Source organism: Rhizobium sp. 05L419, from assembly GCF_056397845.1.
Window position 1 is genome coordinate 259,478 of the sequence record NZ_JBFTOF010000002.1, and the last position, 14,392, is coordinate 273,869.

Annotated in this window: 16 protein-coding genes; 3 read left to right on the forward strand and 13 right to left on the reverse strand. The window is 60.2% G+C overall.

Annotated elements, in window-relative coordinates; all coding sequences use genetic code 11:
* Positions 1-198: 198 nt before the first annotated feature.
* On the reverse strand, positions 199-453 hold the full coding sequence (locus tag AC1DMK_RS03600) for a hypothetical protein (protein WP_158447507.1): 255 nt from the start codon (positions 451-453) through the stop codon (positions 199-201).
* Here AC1DMK_RS03600 and AC1DMK_RS03605 point away from each other — a divergent pair.
* A complete protein-coding gene (locus tag AC1DMK_RS03605; protein ID WP_477857159.1) occupies positions 452-1,009 on the forward strand; it encodes a cysteine hydrolase family protein in 558 nt (185 codons plus the stop codon). The two genes, AC1DMK_RS03600 and AC1DMK_RS03605, sit on opposite strands and share 2 nt — an antisense overlap.
* A gap of 108 nt (positions 1,010-1,117) precedes the next feature.
* Here AC1DMK_RS03605 and gndA read toward each other — a convergent pair whose 3' ends face one another.
* Positions 1,118-2,569: an NADP-dependent phosphogluconate dehydrogenase gene (gene gndA, locus AC1DMK_RS03610; protein WP_477857161.1), complete on the reverse strand. Its 1,452-nt coding sequence runs from the start codon at positions 2,567-2,569 to the stop codon at positions 1,118-1,120.
* 172 nt (positions 2,570-2,741) lie between these two features.
* Here gndA and AC1DMK_RS03615 point away from each other — a divergent pair, with 172 nt between their 5' ends.
* Together AC1DMK_RS03615 and AC1DMK_RS03620 are read left to right on the forward strand one after the other, a co-directional pair.
* Positions 2,742-3,140, forward strand: coding sequence for a polyketide cyclase (locus AC1DMK_RS03615; RefSeq protein WP_037061112.1), 399 nt, complete (start codon positions 2,742-2,744; stop codon positions 3,138-3,140).
* Positions 3,141-3,143: 3 nt separating this feature from the next.
* Positions 3,144-3,503, forward strand: a complete 360-nt coding sequence (locus tag AC1DMK_RS03620) for a VOC family protein (protein ID WP_477857163.1) — start codon at positions 3,144-3,146, stop codon at positions 3,501-3,503.
* Here AC1DMK_RS03620 and AC1DMK_RS03625 read toward each other — a convergent pair whose 3' ends face one another.
* The 11 genes from AC1DMK_RS03625 to cobA all read right to left on the reverse strand — a co-directional run bounded on the left by AC1DMK_RS03625 (position 3,504) and on the right by cobA (position 14,228).
* Positions 3,504-4,223, reverse strand: a complete 720-nt coding sequence (locus AC1DMK_RS03625; RefSeq protein ID WP_037061365.1) for a PAS domain-containing protein — start codon at positions 4,221-4,223, stop codon at positions 3,504-3,506. It abuts the gene before it with no gap.
* A 185-nt stretch (positions 4,224-4,408) separates the two neighbouring features.
* The gene (locus AC1DMK_RS03630) at positions 4,409-5,341 is read right to left on the reverse strand and encodes a lipid A biosynthesis lauroyl acyltransferase (protein WP_037061109.1); all 933 of its coding nucleotides are present in this window, start codon (positions 5,339-5,341) and stop codon (positions 4,409-4,411) included.
* Between the two features lie 4 nt (positions 5,342-5,345).
* On the reverse strand, positions 5,346-6,374 hold the full coding sequence (locus AC1DMK_RS03635) for a zinc-binding dehydrogenase (RefSeq protein ID WP_037061106.1): 1,029 nt from the start codon (positions 6,372-6,374) through the stop codon (positions 5,346-5,348).
* Positions 6,375-6,507: 133 nt separating this feature from the next.
* Positions 6,508-7,794 (reverse strand): beta-ketoacyl-ACP synthase, encoded by a 1,287-nt coding sequence (locus AC1DMK_RS03640; protein ID WP_037061105.1) that lies wholly within the window; start codon positions 7,792-7,794, stop codon positions 6,508-6,510.
* Between the two features lie 11 nt (positions 7,795-7,805).
* The gene (locus AC1DMK_RS03645; protein WP_037061104.1) at positions 7,806-9,002 is read right to left on the reverse strand and encodes a beta-ketoacyl-ACP synthase; all 1,197 of its coding nucleotides are present in this window, start codon (positions 9,000-9,002) and stop codon (positions 7,806-7,808) included.
* Complete coding sequence (locus tag AC1DMK_RS03650) at positions 8,999-9,481, reverse strand: 3-hydroxyacyl-ACP dehydratase FabZ family protein (RefSeq protein WP_037061103.1); 483 nt, start codon at positions 9,479-9,481, stop codon at positions 8,999-9,001. Before AC1DMK_RS03650 ends, AC1DMK_RS03645 begins: the two co-directional genes overlap by 4 nt.
* A gap of 114 nt (positions 9,482-9,595) precedes the next feature.
* Positions 9,596-9,874: an acyl carrier protein gene (locus AC1DMK_RS03655; RefSeq protein ID WP_037061102.1), complete on the reverse strand. Its 279-nt coding sequence runs from the start codon at positions 9,872-9,874 to the stop codon at positions 9,596-9,598.
* A 232-nt stretch (positions 9,875-10,106) separates the two neighbouring features.
* Positions 10,107-11,087 carry an adenosylcobinamide-phosphate synthase CbiB gene (gene cbiB, locus AC1DMK_RS03660; RefSeq protein ID WP_037061101.1) on the reverse strand — a complete coding sequence of 327 codons (981 nt, stop codon included), beginning with the start codon at positions 11,085-11,087 and terminating at the stop codon, positions 10,107-10,109.
* On the reverse strand, positions 11,084-12,085 hold the full coding sequence (gene cobD, locus AC1DMK_RS03665) for a threonine-phosphate decarboxylase CobD (RefSeq protein ID WP_477857167.1): 1,002 nt from the start codon (positions 12,083-12,085) through the stop codon (positions 11,084-11,086). Before cobD ends, cbiB begins: the two co-directional genes overlap by 4 nt.
* Complete coding sequence (locus AC1DMK_RS03670; protein WP_477857168.1) at positions 12,082-13,389, reverse strand: cobyrinate a,c-diamide synthase; 1,308 nt, start codon at positions 13,387-13,389, stop codon at positions 12,082-12,084. Before AC1DMK_RS03670 ends, cobD begins: the two co-directional genes overlap by 4 nt.
* A complete protein-coding gene (gene cobA / locus AC1DMK_RS03675; protein ID WP_037061095.1) occupies positions 13,386-14,228 on the reverse strand; it encodes a uroporphyrinogen-III C-methyltransferase in 843 nt (280 codons plus the stop codon). Before cobA ends, AC1DMK_RS03670 begins: the two co-directional genes overlap by 4 nt.
* Positions 14,229-14,392: the final 164 nt, after the last annotated feature.

Below are 14,392 nucleotides of genomic sequence, written 5' to 3' on the forward strand. Positions count from 1 at the left end.
AGAGTGCTGCTCGACGAGGGCCCCCAGCTTTGACAGCCACCGCAATCCCGATAGCGCATTTGAGGTTGAATACCTCGGCAACCATACAGCGGCCGTCGCGACCTATCTGAACAGCCAGCCAAACGCGACCGACCGAACCGCCGCTTTGATCATCTCCGATGGCCTTGACGAGGCAATCCACAACGACCGTCGGGTCCTTCAGCGTGCCACGGCGGGCAGCTGCAGAGCGAGCTTGTCCGCCTGATCAGCCTGTACCTCGCGGACGGAGTGGAAACAGCTTCGGCTTAAGCCGCTCAGACGATCCGCCTTTTCACCATCACCATCGCAAATCGTTTTGCGACAACCGCCTTGGGCAAACTCTTCCATTGAAGTATAGACAGTCGCTAAAACGCTCAGCGCACCGAAAACCACACGCCTCATGGCGACATCAATACCGATTGCGAAAGAAGACATGACGAAAGCCCTGCTCATCATCGACGTCCAGAATGCGATCCTTGCAGGAAAAGGAACGCCGCAACGTCAGCCGCTCATCGACATGGCGCTGAACGAGACCGTCGCACGTCTTCGCCGGCTCAAGGAACTGGCGCGGCAGCAGAGCGCACCTGTCGTGATCGTGCAACACGATGGTGAAGCCGATCATCGCCTGGCAATCGGCACCAACGGTTGGGAAATCCGTCATGAGCTCGCGCCCGCCGAAGACGACGTGGTCGTTCACAAGAAAAGCCCGGATTCGTTCTTCGGGACAGACCTTGAGGATCGGCTCAAGGAAAAGTCTGTTACCCACTTGGTGGTCGGCGGATGCATGACGCAGTTCTGCGTCGATACCACCGTGCGGCGTGCCGTGTCGCTCGGTTACGACGTAACGCTTGTGGCCGACGGGCACACGACCGCTGATTCCCAGACGCTGACGTTTGCCGACATCGTCGCTCATCACAACGAAACGCTGCACGACTTCGACGCCGGCTCCGCCACGATCATGGTGCGTCCGGTTGCCGACATCCAGTTCTGAACTGGCGCTATCCGGCTTTGGCCGCGGCAATCGTCAGGCGCGAAAGCTGGGTACTATTGACTGACAGCCGGGCCAATGGCCCGGCTGATTTCGTTTCGGCAGGCAGCCCTAGAAGGTCGATGCGCCGCTGCCCCATGGGCCGTGGTGGAAATCCTTGCCGTCGAGGCGGTCAAAGCCATGTGCGCCGAAGAAGTCGCGCTGCGCCTGGATCAGGTTGGCAGTGCCGCGGCCCTGGCGGTAGGCGTCGAAATAGGTCAGCGCCGAGGTCAGTGCCGGAACCGGCAGGCCGGCCTGCAGAGCAGCAGCAACCACACGGCGGAGTGCCGGAAGCGACTCCTTGACCATCTCGGAGAAGGCCGGCGTCACGATCAGGTTGGCCACATCAGGTGCCTTGGTGAAGGCGGACGTGATCTCGTCGAGGAACTGCGAGCGGATGATGCAGCCGTCACGCCAGATCTTGGCGATCGTGGGCATCGGCAGCGACCAGTTGAACTCGCGCGACGCCTCGGCCATGACCGCAAAGCCCTGCGCATAGGCACCGATCTTGGCGGCGAAGAGCGCGAGTTCCAGATCCTTGTTAAGTTCCGCGCCATAGGCGATCGGGAAGTCGTATTTCGGCGTGCCGAAGATCTTCTCGGCTGCTTCACGCTCGCTCTTCATGGAGGAGATGCTGCGGGCAGCCACGGCCGCTTCGATCGCGGTCGCCGGAATGCCCATGTTCTGCGCTTCGATCGCCGACCACTTGCCGGTGCCCTTCTGGCCTGCCTTGTCGAGGATCATGTCGACCATCGAACCGCCGGAGACCGGGTCGGTTGCAGCCAGTACCTTCTCGGAGATCTCGATCAGGTAGGAATTGAGGCGACCCTTGTTCCATTCGCCGAAGATGCCGCTGATGTCCTTGGAGCTCTTGCCGAGGCCGTCGCGCAGGATACCATAGATTTCAGCGATCATCTGCATATCGGCATATTCGATGCCGTTGTGGATCGTCTTGACGAAATGGCCGGCGCCGTCGTTGCCGAGCCAGGCGACGCAGGGATCGCCCTTGTACCTGGCGGCAATCGAGGTCAGCACCTTCTCGACGCGCTTCCAGCTATCTTCCGTGCCGCCGACCATGATCGAAGGACCGTGGCGCGCACCTTCCTCGCCGCCCGATACGCCCATGCCGATGAAGGTGAGGTCCGTATTCTTCAGACGGTCAAAGCGCGCGATCGTGTCGCGGAAGTTCGCATTGCCGGCATCGATCATGATGTCGCCCTTCGACAGGTGCGGACGCAGCAGTTCCATCTGCTGATCCACTGCCTCGCCGGCCTTGATCATGATGATGATCGGACGCGGCGGGCGGATCGCCTCGACAAATTCCTCGATGGTCTTGCAAGGAATGATCTGCTTCTTTAGATCGCCGGCGCTTTCGTAGAACTCATCCGTTTTCTCAGGCGTACGGTTGAACACCGCAATCTTGTTGCCTTTTTCCGCGATGTTAAGCGCCAGGTTGGAACCCATGACGGCAAGACCGATCAGCCCGATTTCTGCCTTTTCCACGATAAACCTCCGGTGAGTCATTTTGGATCGGTGTTGTGGCATTCAATTGTCAAAACGGCAAGTTCGATTAGGGCTACAATGGTCTCGTATTGCGCCCTCCGCGAATCCAACCATATTGCCTCACACGCGGACCGTTTCCTTCAGGACCTTGCCCGTCACAATGCTATCTCTCGCAACGAATACGAGGAACATCATGGTCACAATGCCTGCAAGGATCATCCATCGCTCCATCGATAGGAACTGGCGTGACGTCTACGCCTTCGCGGGGGCGCCACAAAATATGCCGCTCTGGGCATCGGGCTTGGCATCCGGGCTCGAGCGCAGCGGCGACGACTGGATCGCCGAGGGCGTCCTCGGCATTGTAAAGGTGAGCTTTGTTCCGCACAACGAATTCGGCGTCATCGATCACACGGTGACGATAGAAAGCGGCCTGCGCGTCTATAACGCCCTGCGCGTCGTGCCGAACGATGATGGCTGCGAGGTCATGTTTACGCTGTTGCGGATGCCAGGGATGTCCGACGAACAGTTCGAGGCCGATGCCGCGCATGTCGCCCGAGACCTTGATGCCTTGAAATCGCTGATGGAGGTATAGGAAATGCCCAAGACAAAGACTGAAGACGATCTCAGAATCGACTACGTCGAATTCAACGTGGCCAACATCGAGGCGACCAAAGCATTCTATGGAAGCGCCTTCGGTTGGCACTTCACCGATTACGGTCCGAACTACTGCGAGTTCGACGACGGTCGGCTCAAAGGCGGCTTCACGAACCTCGAGGCGCCTCGGCCCGGCGGACCGCTCGTTATCCTCTACGCGCACGATCTCGAAGCCGCCCTTGGTGCGGTCGAAAGGGCCGGCGGAAAAATTATTCGCCCGATCACCGGCTTTCCCGGCGGCCGCCGCTTTCATTTCAGCGATCCGGACGGATACGAGCTCGCGGTCTGGACGAAAGCCTGATCAGGCAGCAAGCGTACCCGACGCTGCCCTCACATCCTCAAGAACGATCAAGGCACCGATGATGCTTCCCGAGGAATCGCGCAACGGGGACATGCGGCAACGTATCGGCTGGACGAGAGCGCTTTCATGCTGATGATAGGTATCGTCGGAGTGCTGGCCAGAAAAACAGGCGTCCAGCCTCGCTTTGATATCCTCGCAGAAGAGACTCTCGCCAATGAATTCCGAGACATGACGTCCGATCATCTCCATAGGCTTCCTGCCGTGATGAGCAGAGTTAGCCGCGTTGGAATAGAGGTATCGGTAGTCCCTCGTAAGCACTGCAACGCGGTCCGGAAGTGCCTCCAAAATCGCCGCATTGAGGAAATTTCCGTTATCCGTGTTCGGGACATAGGCGGTCGGAGCCGACACAAGGTCAATCTCCAACGGCGGCATCTGCCAGCGCGGCGAGGATGAATCGAAATATTGCTGCATCAAATGCGACAACAGCTTCACATGCTCCCGCACGGCATCGCTGTCTTCGGAATACTGATCGATCAGGCAGCCGACGAACTGGAGCTGCATGTGCGCATAGAGCAAATTGGCAGGTCTGTAGCCAAGAATCGCTTCGACGAGCGCATCGACCGAACCATCAAGACTGCTGACGCGAGCATCGTCACCATTTCTTATTGCCTCTTCTATTTGCGCACAGCGCTGTGAGAACGCCTGAAAAAGACCGAGCACGACACCTCCAAATGCCGATTCCGTAAGGTAGTGCTCTCGATAGCGGCTGAACCTGGCAAGCCAGCTGATCCGGCCGAAACCGCGCAGTCTCTCGCACTCATAGAAATGGGTAACATGACACATCTTCACTTTCAATGAAGAAGGCCCATTGTTTTTCAATGAGGAGATGTAGGGGTATGCCCCTTCTAAATAACCTGACGTTTTATTTCCCAGCGATCATGGTACCAAAGCCATTGCTCCGGGTATTCCCGAACCCAGCTCTCGACTTTGTTATTCAGCATCTGAGCGGTCGCGGTCATATCGAGATTGCCGTCGGCATCGCGCGGGATTTCGAGCCTGGGCTCGATTTCAAGGCGATAGCGGTTGCCTGGAAGGCGGACGCAGCGGGCGGGATAGACGTCGCAATTGAACTGGCGGACCAGCTTTCCAAGCAGCGGGTTCGTCTTTACCGGACGATCGAAGAACGTGGTTTTCAGCCCCCTGCCGAATTTCTGATCAACCAGAACACCCACGCCTTTGCCGGCTTCCAGCTGCCGGGCGAGCGCGAAGGAAGAACCCGCATGCGACGGCACGAGCTTGCCCATGCGCGCACTTCGGAAATCGAAGACCTTTTGCGCCACATAGGGGTTGTTAGGAGGACGGAAGAGCACGCTGACGTAGAGACCGAACGCAGCTCCCGCGACCGGCAGCAGCTCGAAATTGCCGGTATGGCCGGTGAAGACCATGAACGGCCGCGGATTGGTCAGGAGGTCGATAAAAATCGGAATGCCCGAAACCTCCACCCTGCCCGGCTCGCTCCGCGCCGGATCGAAATCGAACAGACGATCGAGGAACACGTATTCGGCGGCAAGCCGGCCCATGTTGGCCCAGCTTCCCAGCGCAATGTCGTTGATCTCCTCATCGCTCTTGTCGGGAAAGGCGTTGCGCAGATTCGCGAGCATCAGCCTGTGACGCTTTGTGCGCGGGCCGATCTTGCGCATCAGCCAATCGATGAAGTTTATTGCACCATCAGCCGGAAACAGCTTGAGGAAGTTCAGGAACCCGAACATCACCTGCGCGATCAGCCACTGGCGGAGATGGTCCAGTTTGAGGACGATACGGGTGATGAAGAGCTTCAATGGCTCAATCCATCTTCAAGATGATCTTGCCGAAGATTTGGCGCGACTCCATGCGCTCCAGGGCCTTGTCGATGTCATCGAAGCTTACTTCGGTATCGATAACCGGATGAACCAGCCCGCGGCCCATCTTCTGCATGGCATCAGCCATGTTTTCCATGCGGCAGCCGAACGAACCGAGTAGCTTCAGCTGCTGCTGGAACAGCATCATCAAGTTCATCTCGGTCGACACGCCCGATGTCGAACCGCAGGTGACGAGCCGGCCACCACGCTTCAGGCAGAACATCGATGCTGCCCAGGTATCCTTGCCAACATGTTCAAAGACGACGTCGACACCCTTTTTCTTCGTCAGCTTGCGCACCACGCCTTCGAAACGGTCAGTGCGATAGTTGATGACGTGATCGGCGCCAAGCGCCTTGGCCTTCTCGATCTTGTCATCGGAGCCGACGGTGGTGATGACGGTGCAGCCGATCTTCTTGGCAAGCTGGATCGCCGCCGAGCCGATGCCCGATCCGCCGGCATGAATGAGGATCGTCTCGCCCGATTCGAGCTTGGCATTGTCGAACAGCATGTGTTCGACAGTGCCAAATGTCACAGGCGCCAGTGCGGCACCGATAGCGTCGACACCCGGAGGAGCCGGAACCAGCAGGCGGGCAGGAAGGTTGACCTTCTCCTGCGCGAAGCCGTCGAGATGGAAGCCGTGAACGCCGGAGACGTGTTCGCAGAGATTGTCGCGGCCCTCGCGGCAGGGACGGCAGAGACCGCAGGTGCGCGCGCCATAGATTGAGACGAGCTGGCCCGGCAACACATTGGCAACGCCTGGACCGATCGCTTCGACGACGCCTGACGCTTCAGCGCCGATCACCAGCGGCATCTTGCGCTTGGCGAAAGCCATGCCGCGCCAGCCCCACACGTCGATATGGTTGAGAGCGACCGCCTTGACGCGCAACGTCACCTCGCCCGCGGCCGGAGCATCCGGTTCGGGCAGGTCGGTGATCTCAAGCTTGCGGTCATCGATCAGTTGCAAAGCGCGCATGGCAAAGTCCTTCACGGGCGCACCCGCCCTGAGGCTAATGCGCAGTTTATGGATGTTACTGCGTCCCTATCGCACCCTATCGGGTTGCGGGCGCAGCAATGTTGGTCTTATCTCAACGTCGGTCGGGAACCGATTAAGCCGGTTCCAGCGCCATGACAAGGCTGGCGTTCTGCCCGCCGAAGCCGAAAGAGTTGGAGAGCACGGCATTCACCTGGCCTTCGCGCTTTTTGTTCGGCACGACGTCGAGAACGATCGAGGGATCGGGATTGTTGTAGTTGATCGTCGGCGGGAGCGTACCCGTCAGCATCGTCTGCAGCGAGAACACCGCCTCAACAGCGCCAGCCGCCGTCAGGGTATGGCCGATCATCGACTTGTTCGACGACAGCGGAATAGACGCCAGTCGCTCGCCGAAGACCGACAGCATAGAGCCATACTCCATCTTGTCGTTTTCAGGCGTCGAGGTGCCATGCGCATTGATATAGCCGATGCCGCTCTCATCCATGCCGGCGTCCGCCAGCGCTGCACGGATCGTCGCGATCGCCGGGCCACCGTCGGGGGACGAACGGGTGCGATGGAAGGAATCGGCCTTGTCGCCGGCACCCTTCATGATGCCGAGAACCTTGGCACCGCGGGCAATCGCCGATTCAAGCGACTCCAGAACAAGTGTCGCAGCGCCTTCGGCGATGACGAAGCCGTCGCGATCCTTGCTGAAGGGTTTCGATGCCTTGGTCGCGGGATCATTCTGCGTGGAAAGCGCCGAAAGCAGCGAGAAGCGGATCAGAGCTTCCGCACTGACGGATCCATCGGTGGCAACCGCCAGCGCGCGCGTCGTTCGGCCCTGACGGATAGCCTCGATGCCGAGCTGGATCGCAGTCGCGCCGGATGCGCAAGCCGTGGACAACGTCACCGGCAGGCCGCGCGTGCCGAAGCGGTCGGCAAGCCGCTCGGAAATCGAGCCGAACAGCGCCGCCTCATGGAAAGCCGCATCGGGCCGCTGGCGCATTGCCGCCAGGAAGCGGTCATAGGCGTCGCCCGGATGATCGGCCGGCGGCGAGCGATCCGCAAGTTCGAAGCGTGCGCTCCACTCAGGCTCGATCGGCGGCGCGGCAAGAAACAGAGGGCCGTTGAAATCCCCTGAAATATCGGCATCGGCGAGCGCTTCGATGGTCGTTTCGCGCGCGAAGGCATAGGAACGCTCGACCGCGTTGGCGACCGGAATGTCGATGAAGTCGACCGTCCCGGCGATGCGCGTCGAAAGACCGTCGGTCGGGAAACGGTTGATCTCGTGTATCCCGGACTTGCCGGCAGTCAGCGCTGCCCAGTTGTCTTTGAGCCCCTGGCCAAGAGACGTCAATATGCCGACACCAGTGACCGCGACGATGGGACGGCCGAGATGATCCTTGTAAGCCGAATCTGTCATGTGCCTACTCCTCATGCTTCCGCGGATAGAACTGCGACGCCTTCGCCGCGCTGATGGCCGACCGTCGTGACGATGGCCGCAGACGTACCGGTGACCATCGCCTTCTCATGCACAGCGTCAAACGGTGGAACCTTCGCCTTGCTGTCGACCGCCAGCGCCGCCAACGCGAGGCCAAGCGCAAAATGCGATTCAAGCCCATGGCCGGTGACGCCGCCGAAACCGCGGATCGCCGCTCCGGGGAACTGATGCTCCAGAACCGCTTTTTCGCGCTGTGCGAGATCCTTCATGCCAGTCGAGCCGGAGAAGATCGCCAAGCTCTGGGGTGGAAGGCCGGTGGCTGGTTCAAGAAGCCGCTCGAGACGCTTCTCCAGGTTGCCGGCATTGCGGCTGCCGCGATCGCCTTCGATCGATGAAATCGTTGCGTAGACATGTGCGCCGCGCGCCGTCGCATGGGCGCGCGATTCCAGCACGAGAAACACGCCGAGGGAACCGGTGATGATGCCGCCCTCGTCGCGCGACCAGAGAGGCTGCCATCCGCCGCGCGAATGGGCATTGATCGATTCGAACAGCAGGACCATGTCGAGCCGCTCGGCCGAGAAGGCGCCGCCGACGAGAGCATGCGAAGATTCCCCGGACTTGATACGATAAAACGCCGTCTCGACCGCCGAGATGCCGGCCGCCTCTTCACCCATGAAAGTGCGCGAGGAACCGGTTACCTTGTGTACGATGGAAATGTTGCCGGCGAGCAGGTTGGAAAGCTGGGCGAGGAAAAGCGTCGGGCGAAGCTCGGTCGTCAGCTTTTCGTTCAGCAGGACCTCGCGATCATTGCGCTTCAGGCCTTCGTCGACGATCAGTGTGTCCACATTGATGTCGCGCTCGCCGCCGCCGGCAGCAACGATCATGTCCATGCTGCCACACGCTTCCGCATCATCCTTGAAGCCGGCGTCATCGAGGGCGAGACCCGCCGCGAAAACGCCGATGCGCTGCCAGTTTTCCATCTGGCGCTGGTCGCCGCGCTTGACGATCTGCTGCGACCAGTCGATTTCCGGAAGCGGATGAACCGGATAGGGCTTGAACTTTTCGGTTTCGACGATTGTCTTCGGAGATCCATCGGCACTGAGCAGCGCAACATGCGGCTCCTTGCCCACCCCCTGACACGTCACAATGCCGATGCCAGTGATCACGACATCATTCTGAGCCTTGCTCATCCATTCACTCCCTGTGCGGCGATGGCATCCATCAGACCCACTTCACCTGCACGCCTCTTGACGATATCCCCGAGCGGAACCTCGCTGAAAGGCACGGTACGCAGCTTCAATTGCGCATCGCACACCTTCTTGCCATTGCTCGTGATCTTTGCCTTTGTGACCGCAAATCCCGAACCGTCGTGCTCCAGAAACGCCTCGATGTCGAGAACCGCTTCCGGTTCGACAAACGTGCGCATCTTGGCGCCATCGACCGACATCAGGAACGGCATCGCGGTAAAGTTGGTCGCAGCCAGCACGAGCATGCCTGAAGCCTGCGCCATGGTTTCGATGAGAAGCACGCCCGGAACAAGGGGCATGCCTGGAAAATGACCTTCGAAAACCGGGCTCTTTGCAGGCACGACAGAGCGCGCCTTCAGCGTACCGTTCTGAAGGTCGACCGCCTCGATGCGGTCAATCATCTGGAAGTATTCCAGGAGCATCGTATCCTCCGGCCGGAGGGGCAACATGCCCGTCGGCTAGGCCTACTTAATAACAAAACCGCCCGGCCGCCATGGTTAACGGCGGCAGGGCGGAGAAAAAAATGGCTATACAGATCAGGCCTTGGCGGCACGCAGCTCATCGATCTTCGCGCAAAGGTTCTTCAGCACGAAATACTCTTCCGTGGAGACCTTGCCCTCGTTGACTTCCTGCGTCCACTTTTCGAGCGGGATCTTGATGCCGAATTCCTTATCGATCGCAAAGACGATGTCGAGGAAGTCGAGGCTATCGATACCGAGGTCGTCGATCGTATGGCTTTCCGGCGTGATCGTGTCGCGATCGATCTCGCTCGTCTCTGCAATGATGTCGGCAACTTTATCGAATGTAGCGGTCACGCCTGTACCTCTTGTAATGACAATTTATCCCCCTCATAGGCAAATCCATTTCAAAAGCCAATGCCCTCACCTGCTGCAAGGCGCAATTTGCGACCGCACTGTTGCTTAAACAGCATGGAGCTTATGGCCGGGTGTGCGCGCCACACTTGCCTGGAGCGAGACCGGCAATTGGCAGTGGTGCAGGCTAGCTGCAGCTCGGCCTGAAGCGCCAGGTCGCGCAATTGTTGACCACCTACAGCAGAAAAACGAAGAACAACAGGACGATGAATGTCAGCATCGAGCAGCTGGCATAAAAAACGGAAACTGCATCGTCTATATCTGCTGCGCTTGCAGTCTCTCGTCCGGCCGCGTTGATCATCGGCTCCATGACAACGACGCCGGAATAGACCCGCGGACCGGCGAGCTGGACATTGAGCGCGCCCGCCATGGCTGCTTCCGGCCGACCCGAATTCGGCGAGCGGTGCAGGCCACCATCGCGCATGGCGGTACGGAATGCCTCGCGGGAAGCGGCACGTCCACGACGCAGCCATGCACCCGCTGCGATCAGCACGATTGAGAGCCTTGCCGCAGGCCAGTTGGCAAAGTCGTCGAGACGCGCCGCAGCCCTTCCGAAATCCACATAGCGCTCGGACTTGTGGCCGATCATCGAGTCTGCCGTGTTCAACATCTTGTAGGCCAGAAGCCCCGGCAGACCGAAGACGGCATACCACAGAGCCGGCGCAACCACGCCATCGGAGAAATTCTCGGCAAGACTTTCGATAGCCGCGCGGCACACCGCAGGCTCATCCAACGTTTCCGGATCGCGCCCGACAATCATGGACACGGCAGTGCGCCCGCCGCGAATGCCGCCATCCTTGAGCCCGGTTGCAACCGCCCCGACATGGTCGGCAAGGCTCTTTTGCGCCAGGAAAATGGTGACGCAGACGACCTCCAGCAGAATGCCCGCAAGACCGAATAGACTAAAGAACCAATGCAACGCGAGCCCTGCAAGAGCGCTTAAGGCAAGCAGGCATGCAATCGACCACACGCCATTGCGCCGCCGTTTCGGCTTTGTCAGGTCGCCGTGATTGAACCACGCGTCCGCTCTTGAAATCGCCTTGCCGAAGAGGACGACGGGATGCGGCAAGCGCGCCCACAGAATGTCCGGATCTCCGACTATCCTGTCGAGCAGAAGGGCCAGCACCAGCACGAGAAGATTAAGCTCGATTATCATCCGTCGTAACTCTGAAGGGCTGCCGCCAGCCGCTTGTCGCTGGCGGCATGGGCAGTGATCCCGAAACGTAGCCAATGCGGGGCATAGTCGAATTTGCGGACCAATATACGGTGGCGGCACAAATGCGCATGCAGAGCACTCGCAGATGAATGATCCACGAGCGAGAAAAGTGCGGTGCCGCCTTCGATGCGAAGTCCGCCGCTCTCCAGTACCACACGCAGTGCGGCGCTGCTCTCCGCAATGGCCCGGCGGATCGGCGCGGTGTCCGAACGCAGCAACGACGAGGCGATCGACAGGGCGGGACCGGATACTGCCCATGGTCCCAGCCAGTTCTCGAAGCGATCAAGAATCGGTCCGGCGGCAACCACGAAGCCCAGCCGCAGTCCGGCAAGCCCGAAGAATTTGCCGAAAGAGCGGAAAACGATGAGATTGGGCAGCTCCGCCACCCGCGGCACCACGCTGGCGCGCGGGACGGTATCGCCAAAGGCCTCATCGACGACGACGAGACCTCCGCTCGCGGCCATGGTCTTGCAGAGCGCGACAAGCCGATCCGGCTCGTAGGTGTGGCCATCGGGATTGTTGGGATTGACGATGACAACCAAGGCATGGGCGTCGCAGATCTGTTCTAGGTCACCGATCAGATCGACGGCACAGCCCGCCGATTTCATCGCACGCTCGTACTCTCCATAGGTCGGCCCGAGAATGGCAACCCTCCCCGCCCCCACCAGCAATCGCGGCACGAGCTGAATGGCCGACTGCGTACCCGGAACGGGCAAGGGCAGAATATCGCCGCTACCATAATAATCGCGTGCGGCCTTGCGTGCTTCATCCGTCAGATAGCCGTCGGGAAGCCGTTGCCAGGCACGCGTCGAGATTTCGGGCAATGCCGCCGCGAAAGGACTGATGCCGGTGGACAGGTCCAGCCACTCCTCCGGCTTGCCACCATAAAGCGCTGCAGCTGCCGTGATGCCCCCGCCGTGGACGATCGGCGCATTCATGCTGTTTCCCCGGCAAGGTCGATCAGGTGCATATAGGATCCGGCAACCTGTCCCCGTTGGAGCCCGGCGCTGCCGAGGTCGTTGTTCAGGGCATCGGTCACGCCGAAGAGGCGGTCTGCATCACCCTCGGAAACGACGGCCGAATAGTGAAACTCATGCGCCGTCATGGATTGCTCGAAGAACGAGCCGCGGAGTGGTGACACGCGCCGATAGCCGAGGTGGCGCTTTCGATCCACATAGGTCGTCACCAACGGCAGCAGACCGAGCATGGAATGTTGCTCGCCGCCGGCATCGACCAGTCCCTCGCCCAGAACCATGTACCCGCCGCACTCGCCGTAGATCCGCACGCCACCATCGGCGGCTTGACGCATCGCGGCCCTGAAGGTCTGCGCCGCTGCAATCTCGCCAGCGTGCAACTCGGGATATCCGCCGGGAAGGTAAATGGCGTCCGCCGTTCTCTCAGGTGCCTCGTCGGCAAGCGGCGAGAAGAACGAGATATCGGCACCACGGCGGCGCCAGCCGAGCAGCATATGCTCGTAGGAAAAAGCAAAAGCGATATCGCGGGCAACGGCAATACGGCTGCCAAGCGGCGGCAAGCGCGCAATGTTTGCGGTCGATGGCTTGTTCAGCCCCTGGCGCGCGACGCGCAGCAGGAACTCGAAATTGCACTCTTCCGACACGGCCTCGGCCGCATGCTCGATAAAGTTCTCCAGAGCCTGATGTTCTCCAGCCTGCACGAGACCGAGATGACGTTCAGGCAGGGCGATTTGATTGTCGCGGCGGACGACGGCGATCACGGGCATGCGGATCGCATCCAGCGCCTGACGAAGCATCATTTCATGGCGCTCGCCCCCGACCTTGTTGAGGATCACGCCGGCGATGCGGACATCTGCCCGAAATCCGGCAAATCCGGCCACGAGCGCCGCAACCGATTGCGACATATGCGAGGCATCGACCACGAGGATGACGGAGAGGCCGAGCATGGCCGCCAGATCAGCCGCGGTTCCCTTTCCGTCTGCAGCGCCATCGAACAGCCCCATCATCGCCTCGATGACGAGCAGCCGGTCGCCGGTGCGGTGCAGCGTCGCGTTTGCCGCAATCAGCTCCGGCCGCATTGCCCATGGGTCGAAGTTGAGGCAGGCAACTCCGCTCGCGGCTGCGTGAAAGGCGGGATCGATATAGTCCGGGCCCGCTTTGCCCGGTGCGATCTCCACACCTCTCTTACGCAGCGCCCTGAGGAGCCCAAGGGTTACCGTCGTCTTACCCGACCCGGAGGACGGAGCCGCAATCAACAGACCACTCATACCGTCTCCTTGCTGCTGGAATGCCGGAATGGATCGGGGCGCAACCGCCGTCCGGCGAGCGCGCCCAACCAATCGAGAGACTGCCTTAACCGTACCACTTCGCCCACCACCACGATGGCGGGCGGCTCGAGGCCCGACGCCAGAGCCGCAGCAGGTGCCTCACCGAGCGTCGTTTCCAGAACCTGTTGACCACTCGTCGTCGCGTTGCAGACGAACGCCACCGGCTCCGAGCGAGACCGCCCTGCCGCGATCAGGTTCGTGCTGATCTCGGCGATATGCTTCATCGCCATGTACATGACAATGACAGGCGAGCCCTTGCCGACCGCGTCCCAGTTTATGCCATCCGGCACGAGACCGGAAGAGTTATGGCCGGTCAGAAACGTGACCGCATGATTGATGTCGCGATGGGTAACCGGAATACCGGCATAGGCAAGGCCACCGATCCCGGCACTGATACCAGGCACGATGCGAAAAGGGATATTGTATTCGACCAGCGTCAGGGCTTCCTCGCCGCCACGCCCGAAAACGAACGGATCGCCCCCTTTGAGACGCAACACGCGCTTGCCGGCCTGTGCCAGTTCGATGAGGCGAAGCGAAATGTCGCGCTGCTTGGCCGAAGGCTTGCCTCCACGCTTGCCTGCATATTCCAGCAGCGCATCGGGCCGCGCCAGCTTGAGACAGTCGGCATCGACCAGCGCGTCGTGAACGACGACATCGGCGTCCATCAGCCCCCTGACAGCAAGAAGCGTCAGCAAGCCGGGCGCGCCCGGGCCTGCGCCCACAAGCCAGACGCTGCCGGGTTCCAGAGCCGGAAGATGTGAAAGCGCAGCTTCGATCATGGGGATGATCTATGCCGGAGGGGTGACAAGGTCAACGCCAGTTGGAGCGATGAATCCGATCTGTCGAAATAGCATTGTAGCAGATGTTCAACGATCGGATTCAAGACGCGAAGATTGCGGCGCAAGCGACTGAATGGACTCATCCATTGCCGTTGCGCCGAAAT

Bases quoted from the DNA above. Each gene is read 5' to 3' on its own strand.
- AC1DMK_RS03605 (WP_477857159.1), top strand. From the start codon at position 452: ATGACGAAAGCCCTGCTCATCATCGACGTCCAGAATGCGATCCTTGCA.
- AC1DMK_RS03600 (WP_158447507.1), bottom strand. From the start codon at position 453: ATGTCTTCTTTCGCAATCGGTATTGATGTCGCCATGAGGCGTGTGGTT.
- gndA (WP_477857161.1), bottom strand. From the start codon at position 2,569: ATGACTCACCGGAGGTTTATCGTGGAAAAGGCAGAAATCGGGCTGATC.
- AC1DMK_RS03615 (WP_037061112.1), top strand. From the start codon at position 2,742: ATGGTCACAATGCCTGCAAGGATCATCCATCGCTCCATCGATAGGAAC.
- AC1DMK_RS03620 (WP_477857163.1), top strand. From the start codon at position 3,144: ATGCCCAAGACAAAGACTGAAGACGATCTCAGAATCGACTACGTCGAA.
- AC1DMK_RS03635 (WP_037061106.1), bottom strand. From the start codon at position 6,374: ATGCGCGCTTTGCAACTGATCGATGACCGCAAGCTTGAGATCACCGAC.
- AC1DMK_RS03640 (WP_037061105.1), bottom strand. From the start codon at position 7,794: ATGACAGATTCGGCTTACAAGGATCATCTCGGCCGTCCCATCGTCGCG.
- AC1DMK_RS03645 (WP_037061104.1), bottom strand. From the start codon at position 9,002: ATGAGCAAGGCTCAGAATGATGTCGTGATCACTGGCATCGGCATTGTG.
- AC1DMK_RS03650 (WP_037061103.1), bottom strand. From the start codon at position 9,481: ATGCTCCTGGAATACTTCCAGATGATTGACCGCATCGAGGCGGTCGAC.
- cbiB (WP_037061101.1), bottom strand. From the start codon at position 11,087: ATGATAATCGAGCTTAATCTTCTCGTGCTGGTGCTGGCCCTTCTGCTC.
- cobD (WP_477857167.1), bottom strand. From the start codon at position 12,085: ATGAATGCGCCGATCGTCCACGGCGGGGGCATCACGGCAGCTGCAGCG.
- AC1DMK_RS03670 (WP_477857168.1), bottom strand. From the start codon at position 13,389: ATGAGTGGTCTGTTGATTGCGGCTCCGTCCTCCGGGTCGGGTAAGACG.
- cobA (WP_037061095.1), bottom strand. From the start codon at position 14,228: ATGATCGAAGCTGCGCTTTCACATCTTCCGGCTCTGGAACCCGGCAGC.